Origin of the sequence: Ruminococcus champanellensis 18P13 = JCM 17042 (assembly GCF_000210095.1) — a bacterium.
Lineage (GTDB): Bacteria > Bacillota > Clostridia > Oscillospirales > Ruminococcaceae > Ruminococcus_F > Ruminococcus_F champanellensis.
Genome location: NC_021039.1, coordinates 2549667 through 2557769 on the forward strand (window position 1 = coordinate 2549667; position 8103 = coordinate 2557769).

Annotated in this window: 5 protein-coding genes; 2 read left to right on the plus strand and 3 right to left on the minus strand. The window is 57.4% G+C overall.

Annotated features, from left to right (window positions below):
• Positions 1-178: 178 nt before the first annotated feature.
• The 3 genes from RUM_RS11675 to RUM_RS11685 all read right to left on the minus strand — a co-directional run bounded on the left by RUM_RS11675 (position 179) and on the right by RUM_RS11685 (position 5264).
• Complete coding sequence (locus RUM_RS11675) at positions 179-1132, minus strand: NAD-dependent epimerase/dehydratase family protein (protein WP_015559293.1); 954 nt, start codon at positions 1130-1132, stop codon at positions 179-181.
• 248 nt (positions 1133-1380) lie between these two features.
• Positions 1381-2796: an ABC transporter substrate-binding protein gene (locus RUM_RS11680; protein WP_015559294.1), complete on the minus strand. Its 1416-nt coding sequence runs from the start codon at positions 2794-2796 to the stop codon at positions 1381-1383.
• 266 nt (positions 2797-3062) lie between these two features.
• Positions 3063-5264, minus strand: a complete 2202-nt coding sequence (locus RUM_RS11685; RefSeq protein WP_015559295.1) for a glycoside hydrolase family 9 protein — start codon at positions 5262-5264, stop codon at positions 3063-3065.
• A 195-nt stretch (positions 5265-5459) separates the two neighbouring features.
• Here RUM_RS11685 and RUM_RS11690 point away from each other — a divergent pair, with 195 nt between their 5' ends.
• Both RUM_RS11690 and RUM_RS11695 read left to right on the plus strand, forming a co-directional pair.
• Entirely contained in the window at positions 5460-6992 is a 1533-nt protein-coding gene (locus RUM_RS11690) for a spore germination protein (protein ID WP_242821772.1), read from the plus strand.
• A gap of 62 nt (positions 6993-7054) precedes the next feature.
• Positions 7055-8035, plus strand: coding sequence for a hypothetical protein (locus tag RUM_RS11695; protein ID WP_015559298.1), 981 nt, complete (start codon positions 7055-7057; stop codon positions 8033-8035).
• The last annotated feature ends 68 nt before the right edge of the window (positions 8036-8103 follow it).

Below are 8103 nucleotides of genomic sequence, written 5' to 3' on the forward strand. Positions count from 1 at the left end.
GTATTGCGTATCTGTAGCACGCAGATTATAAAAGAACGCAGAAAAGGAAAAGGTAACTGAAAAGCAAAACGGCAAAGCGTGCCCCAAGCACGCAGAGCATAAGAGAACGCACAAAAGAAAATGGTCACTCAAAAAGCAAACAAAAAGCGCCGCCTCCCTGCCGGAGACGGCGCTTTGCTTACTTTGTATTGGAAAGATCCCACCGGAAGGGACAATACCGGGATGCCTTGTTGGTGTCGTACATGGTGTTTCTTGTAATGGTGGAGAAATCCAGATACCGGTAGTTGGTCTTTTCCTCCTTGTTGTTTTTGAACTTGAAGATGGAGGAAAGAATGTCCTTGCCGGGATTCCGCTGCAGCACCGGCCCCAACCGCCCGTTCTTGCTGATGAAATTCACGATCTCCGACGCCATGATCAGATTCTTGTCCGCTACGTTATACACACCGGTGCAGGAGGGAGAATCCGCCTGCCGCAGGTAACAGAGAATGAAGTCCGCCAGATTATGTACACAGCAGAAGTGGAAGCCGTACTCCCCCGTCCGGTACACAAAGTTGGTGTGATCCTTCGGGTCGGTGATCTTCGCCAGCAGATTGTCGTGCATCTCCAGCGTATACACCGGCGGCACCCGCATGATACAACCGATCACATTCTTGATGTGCCGCAGATCCGCCGCAAAGGCATGCTCCGTCTCCGACTTCATTTTTGCATAGTTGGTGACCGGCTTTTCGTCGTCCCCCTCCCGGATGGGCTCTCTGCCCTCAGGGATGGCGTAGACCTGGGTGGTGCTCAGCACCATGATCTTTTCTACTTCCTTGGAGATCGCCAGCTTGAACAGGAACTTGTCGCAAACACGGCTCTCCTCCATTTGCTTTTCCGTAATAATGGGGCCCAGATCATTGTCCACCGAGCATGCAAGATGCACCACTGCATCGATCCGTTCCTTCTCGAAAATCCCCATGTATGTAGTCTTATCGTGCGGCGCTGCGGCATAAAACCGATAATGCTCCTTGCCCTCGTTGTATGCGCTGGGGGCATGATCCACCGCAATGACTTCATGATGCTTTTTCAGCAGTCCGGAGCAGACCTTTTCCCCGATCAGCCCGCAGGCACCTGTTACCAAAACTGTTGCCATATACACCCTCCTGCCAATCCCTGCCTCTGCGCAGAAGCGGGATCATTCTATAAATACTCAAGTTTATTATAGCACATTCCGCCGCAACATGCAAGCCACCGCCGCATTTTCAACGTTTTTATCAAGGAAACAGGACGGTCTTTTCCCATTTTGCATTATTATCACAACGAAAACACGGGCTTTGCACGGTGTATGCAAAGCCCGCTGGATTTTCTTCGAGTTTTCCGGCAATGCTGTGCAGTGCCGCCTTATTCTGTCTTTACAGTGTCGGATACCGGGTGATCGTTTACATCCTTGAGGAATGCATCGATCTGTGCGTATACCGCAGAAACGGATTCGCTCCAGGGTGTGCCCTTGGAGGACGCACGGATACCGTTCTCGTTGCTGTCCAGAATGTTGGTGATATCCGGTGTGATGCCGGTGTAGAAGTCGAAGTAGGGATTTGCCAGAGCCAGCTCATCCATGGACTTCTTCATGTCTACCATTTCCTGCGTCCAGCCGTAATCGTCAAACATCTGCTCCTCGCCCAGCTCTGCTGCACGCTCGTTCAGCAGGGTCAGACGCTTGCACTCTGCAAATTTGGCAACGCCCTGGGGGTTCTTGCCGCCCTTGACCATCACATAGCCGTCCAGACCGCAGGGGATATAGTACTCGCTGGAGTTGGGATCCTTCGGCATGGGAACGAAGAATGCGTCCTCGCCAAAGTTGTTCTGCCACTGGTCAGCGGAGCAGTACATTGCCCACAGACCGCAGGGATAGAACATGGTCTTTCCTTCCTTGATATAGGTGGGCTGTGCAGTCCAGCCGAAGTCGCCTACGCCGATGGCTACGCAGTTGGTGGTATACAGGTCGTACATCCAGTTCTGCACACGCTCGATTGCAGGATCCTTCAGGTTATTTACCAGCTTGCCGTCCTTCAGACCAACGTAGGGCACGCCGCAGGTTGCGGACAGACCGGATTCAAACCACCAGCCGTCAATGCCGTAGAAGCCCTCATCCGGATCTACGAACTTGGTCAGCATCTTCTGGAATGCGTCCCAGGTCCACTCGCCCTTCTTGTACAGAGCAGCCGGATCCTCCAGACCTGCTTCTTCCACGGTCTTCCGGTTGTAGATTACAGCGCACTTGTCGCCGGTTACCTGGTTTACAATGACATAGTGCTTGCCGTTCCAGAGCATCATGTCGTTTGCCTGCTTTACGTCAGACCAGAGGGGGGTACTGTAGTCGATATAATCGTCCACCGGCACGAACATGCCACGGATTGCGCCTCTGGGAAATGCGTCCAGATCGCTGGCAGGGAAGAAGTCAATGCCCTCATCGCCGTTGATGGCGTTTGCCAGGGAGTCGTATCTGGTACTCCAGTCGATCATGTGGTATTCCACCTGTCCGCCGTAGCGCTCCTGGAAAATAGCCAGCTCAATAGGTGTATTCTTGCCGGTGCCGTCCGGGTTGATGTCCCAGTTGGACATCCACTTGATGGTCTTGTTTTCCAGCTCCCCGGTGAGCCGGTCGTCAGCGGATGCGATCTGCGCAACCTCCTCCCGAGTGGCAGAATCCAGGGACTTGTAGCTGCTTGTTTCCTTCTCGCCGCATGCGAACATGCTCATGGACAAACCAGCTACCAGAATCGCAGCAACGCCGCTCTTCAGCTTACGAACGTTCATGAAATAACCTCCTGTAAAGTAATCATTTAAGCCGGAAGCTCGCCTGTTGGGCTTCCGTTAAGCACTCCATGCAACACGACTTATGATATCCCCGTCATTGCATACATTCACACTCTTATTATACCCTTTTTTGCACATACCAGTCAATCCACAAACTGCCGTATTTTTGCCGCTGCTTTTAGTGATTATCACGAAAAACACAAAAATGGGCATGCAAAACGGCGGAACCCGAAGGCGCCGCCGTACTTTCTTGCGCATTATATAAATTAAGAAACAAAGATTCGTTTAAGCAGAACCGCATCCACTGCGTCCAGTCTGCCGTTGTCGTCCATATCCGCATTCTTGGCGCCCCGGGCGGTCAGCTTCCCTGCTCCCACCAGGTATTTGTTCAACGTCACCACGTCTGCGATCTGCACCTTGCCGTCCGCATTGGCGTCTCCGGGCAGTGCAGTTTCCGTGCCGGTGGTGGTGCCGGTGGTGCCGCCGGAGGTGCTGGCAGCCGTAGTCACCGGAGCAGTGCCGTCCGGCTCGATGCCGTAGAGCAGCACCCCGTTCTGGTACACGGTGATCTTGTCGGTCATCACGTTGTCCTCCGCCCCTTCAATGTCCTGGCAGGAGTAGTCGTTGGTGGAATCCCAGCCCTTACCGTAGTTGGGGAATACCAGCGCCAGCATGGTCTCGCACTGATATCTGCCCTCGGAGATCGGGATGGCTGCTCTGCCGTCCGGGTAGGTGACCTCCACATAGTAGATGTCTCCGCTGTAATGCTGAATGCCGCTGATCTGCGCCGGGGTCACGTCGCTGTACATGGCGCTCTGATCCCGGTCGCAGCGGATTACCACATCCTCCGGCTTGTTGCCGGCTGCAATGACCTCGGACAGATCCATATAATACCGATAGGACAGATTGTCCTCCACCCGTGCAGGCCATGCGGTCTGGTTGGTGAATTTCAGGCTCAGGTTCACGCCCCCTGCGTCACTGGTTGCCTTTGCCTCCACGAAAAATTCGGGCGTGCGGACTTCCGGCTCCGGGAATGCAGCGTCGGTCTCGCCTCCGTATGCGCTGACCATCTTGCACAGCAGTGCGGTAAAGCCAGCGTTATAGTCGGTGGCAACCTCGTTGTTGATGTAGTTCCCACGATCGTCCTCGTAGTTGCCGCTGTTGTCCGGGCCGCCTACCAGTGCGCCGTACAGCACATGCCGGTTGGTTTCCGGTGTTTCCAGGGCATTCTTCCAGGAGCAGTGGGCTGTCCGGTGATGGGGGTTCTTGGGGGAATTTGCACAGTGGCCTACCACATAGCACTGGTGATCCGGGTTATCCCCCAGAGAGTAGTTGATCTGATTCTCGTACAGGGTCTTGTACTTGGTGCACAGTGCCGCATCAGAGCTGAACAGGGTGTCGCATGCAACCGCCGCCAGGAACCCGATGTTGTTGGCATACCGCAGGCAGCCCCAGGTGTCCACATAGCACAGGCCACCGTCCAGCTGCTTGCCGCTGCACCAGTAATCCAGGTGCTTCTGCACCCGGGAGATGTAGGTGGAATCCTTGGTGTTCTGGGCATACAGCAGCAAGCCGCCCTGCTGCACATCATCCCAGCACTGGGACCAGGAGTATTTCAGCTCGGAGGTGCCCAGCTCCTTCCCCAGATTGGGGATATAGCTTTCCGCCTTGTTCAGGTATGCCTTGTCGCCGGTTGCCTTGTACAGCCAGTTTGCCGCATAGAACAGCTCGTCGTAGAAGTGGCTGGAGCGGTAGAAGCCGCTGGCGTCACTGTCGTTGTATACCGTATCGCTGGGGCTTGTGGAAGCGATCTTGAAGATGTTTTCCGCATGCTCCAGGTAGGCACTCCGCTGACCTTCCCCGATTTTTCCGTCCAGGGCGCAGTACCCTGCCGCCAGGGCAGCCGCCATTTCTCCGAATACGGCGGAGCAGCCCTCGGATGCCTTATAATACGGACGGGTGTAGGGGCTGCTCTCCCCCATGCCATAGGAATACAGCTCCACCGGTCCCCACCAGGTATGATCCTCCTGGCCGTTGCCCACCTGGAACACGATCTCGTCCCCCAGGTCGCATGCCGCCAGGTAATCCAGCACAAAGCTCAGGTTGTTGACGTAGTTCTCCATCTCGCCGCATGCCTGAACGCCGTCCCCATACTGGTACAGCCCCCACGCCAGCATGGACGCAGAATACGCCATGGGCAGATTGAATTTCACATGATCGCCGGCATCGTACCAGCCACCGTCAATAAAATCATCGGTGGTAGCGTCCGCACGCCATTCCACCCGGTTCCACGCCGGCAGATGCCCTGCCTGCTGGCACTCGTAAAAATACAGGGACATTTGCAGAGCGGTGGCGTAGTTGATGTCCGCCGCTGCCCCATGCAGACCGGCGTTCTGTACCGGCAGACTGCCTGCCGCCCCTGCAAGGATCGCCCCCGTGCAGGCAAGACTGATGATGCGCTTGTTCATTGGTTCATCCTCCCTTATTTCTCTTGTAGGCAGCCCCCTGCCGCCTTTGGAATCCCTCTCGTTCAGATCGGTTTGTACAGACCCATCCAAGATAAGTATGCCATTTCTTTCGCCAAAAGTCAAGGCTGCCGGATGCTTTTGCTCCATTCGTCAAAGAGAACGCCCCATTCTTGTATAAAATGACAGGACGAGGGCATGCTATCCACAGAAGCCGGGCGGCTGCGTCCGGAATATACAGAAAGGATAGGCAACACCATGTCCAGAAAGGATCTTCAGCAGACCATCGAGCAGGAGCCCCTGCGCCCCGGCCTGGAGGCAAATCTGTCCCGGATCAAGGAGATCGGAGGCGGCACGTCGGATCTGCTCATCAACCCGGTGCGGGTCTCCGGGATCCCCTGCGTGCTGCTGTGCTGCGAGGGGATGCTGTCCACCGCCACCATCACGGAGCTTGTGCTGCACCCCCTGATGAAGCTGCATCTGCCGGATGCCACCGGCCCCAGGCTGCTGGAGCATATCAACGATGAAATGCTCCTGTCGGTGGATCGTCCCGTTCCCCTGACCTTCGGGGATGTGTTCCGCACCATCAACTCCGGCTTTGCGGTGCTGCTGGCGGACGGGGCGAACCATGCTCTTGCCTTCGGGGTGCAGGGCTACGACAAGCGGGGCATCGACGAACCCTCCAGCGAGGGAAACGTGATGGGCGCCCACGAGGGCTTCACGGAGGTGGTGCGCACCAACATGTCCCTGATCCGCCGGCGGATGAAGTCCCCGGTGCTGGTGCAGCAGCTGTTCGTCATGGGGGAAAAGAGCCGGACGGATCTGTGCCTGTGCTACATGTCCGACCGGGTATCCCCCAGACTGCTGGAACAGATCCGGCAGGATCTGGAGCACATGCAGCTAGAGACCATCCTGTCCTCCGGCTATGTGCGTCCCTTCCTGGAGCGCCGGGACTGGCGGATCTTCCACACCACCGGCACAACGGAGCGGCCGGACGTGCTTTGCTCCAAGCTGCTGGAGGGACGGGTGGCACTGCTGATCGACGGCACGCCCTTTGCCATCTTCCTGCCCAAGCTGTTTGTGGAGAATTTCCAGACCCTGGACGATTACACCTGCAAGCCCTACTATGCCGCCTTTGTCCGGTGGATCAAATATCTGGCATTTTTCCTGGCGCTGCTGCTGCCGGGGATATACACCGCCATTGCCCTGCACCATCCGGAGCTGCTGAACAGCACCCTGCTGCAACTGCTGACGGAAGCGGAGGCAAACGCCCCCTTCTCCCTGATGACCGAGTCCATCGGGGTGCTGCTCATGTACGAGGTGATCCGGGAGGCAGGGATCCGACTGCCAAAGGCGGTGGGAGGAGCGGTCAGCATCGTTGCCGGGCTCATCATCGGGGATGCGGCAGTGTCCTCCGGCTTCATCAGCACCCCGCTGCTGACGGTGACGGCGCTGTCCGTCACCACCGGCTTTGTGATCCCGGAGTTGAGCCACGAGATCACCGTGTTCCGGTTCCTGTTCATTCTCTGCGGAGGACTGTGGGGGCTGTTCGGGATCAGTCTGCTGGGCATGGTGATGCTGCTGAATCTGTGCGCAACAGAAGCCTACGGCTATCCCATTACAGCGCCCCTTGCGCCCTTTGCCCCCCGTGCCATGCGGGATGTACTCACCCGGATCGGCCTGCGCCGCATGCAGACCGGCAATTTTACTGTGGAGGAGCTGCATGAATAAGATGAACCCTGCGGCAGCCGTACAAACTATGTACGACGCCGCCTGCCCTGTGGAGGAGCTGCATGAATAAGATCCGTTCCGGGCAATTGTTTGCCATCTGCTTTCTCATCCGCAGCTTTTCGCTGCTTTGCACGGATATTCCCTTTTCCGCCGTTCAGCTTGGCGGCGCAGTGCTGTCAGCTACCCTGCAGGGGCTGATCCTGCTGCCCATTCTCCTGACCGCCGGCATCGAACCCTCCAAGCCTGCCTCCTGCCTGTTCGGGGCATTCTTCCTGCTGTGGGGAGGTCACTGCTTTTTGCAGTTGTGGGGCGTGGCGGCAGGCGTCACCTTCCCGGTGCATAACAAGCTGTTCGGAGCCCTGCTGCTGACGGGAGTATGCCTTTACGGAGTGCAACTGGGGATCCACGCCCTTGCTCGGAGCGCAAGCCTGCTGCTGCCCCTGTTCGGCGTGGCGCTGGCGGTGCTGCTGCTGGGGGCATGGAGCAAGGCGCAGCCGGAAAATCTCTACGCTGCCGCCGGGGGAAGCCTGCTGTCCGCCGCCTGGCAGGATCTGTGCGAATGCGGCTGGCTGCCCGGTGCCGCCTATCTCTGCCGGTTCACCCCCTTCCGCCCCCGCCGGGCGGTCTACGGCGCACTGCTGGCGCAGCTTGGTGCAACGGTGCTGGTGTCCCTGCTGGGCATCGCCGTACTGGGCAGAGTGGGGGCGCAGGTGGAATTCCCCTTCTTTACCCTGGGCGCATTCTCCCAGCCCTTCGCCACCCAGCGCGCGGACGCCATTTATGTGGTGCTGTTCACCCTGATCGGTACCATTACCATTGCCGTGCAGCTATACCTGGCAGGGGCATGCATCGCCCGACTGTTTCCCAAATTCCCCTACCCCTTTTACGCTGGCGGCGCAGGCACGCTGCTGGTGGCATGGGGCATGCACAGTCTGGGATTGCTCCATTCCGGTCTGTTCGGGGTATGGATCCTGCTGCTGTGCGGCATCCTGCCGGTGGGACAACAGCTATGGGGGCAGCTGCGAAAGCGCAGGATGGCGTAAACGCTGCCGTGTTGCTTTTTGAGTGACCGTTTGCTTGCAGACTTGTTTTTGATGCTCTGCGTGCTGGG

What these genes read in the sequence shown, in the direction of transcription:
- RUM_RS11690 (WP_242821772.1), top strand. Translation starts at nt 5,460, where the DNA reads ATGCTATCCACAGAAGCCGGGCGGCTGCGTCCGGAATATACAGAAAGG.
- RUM_RS11695 (WP_015559298.1), top strand. Translation starts at nt 7,055, where the DNA reads ATGAATAAGATCCGTTCCGGGCAATTGTTTGCCATCTGCTTTCTCATC.
- RUM_RS11685 (WP_015559295.1), bottom strand. Translation starts at nt 5,264, where the DNA reads ATGAACAAGCGCATCATCAGTCTTGCCTGCACGGGGGCGATCCTTGCA.
- RUM_RS11680 (WP_015559294.1), bottom strand. Translation starts at nt 2,796, where the DNA reads ATGAACGTTCGTAAGCTGAAGAGCGGCGTTGCTGCGATTCTGGTAGCT.
- RUM_RS11675 (WP_015559293.1), bottom strand. Translation starts at nt 1,132, where the DNA reads ATGGCAACAGTTTTGGTAACAGGTGCCTGCGGGCTGATCGGGGAAAAG.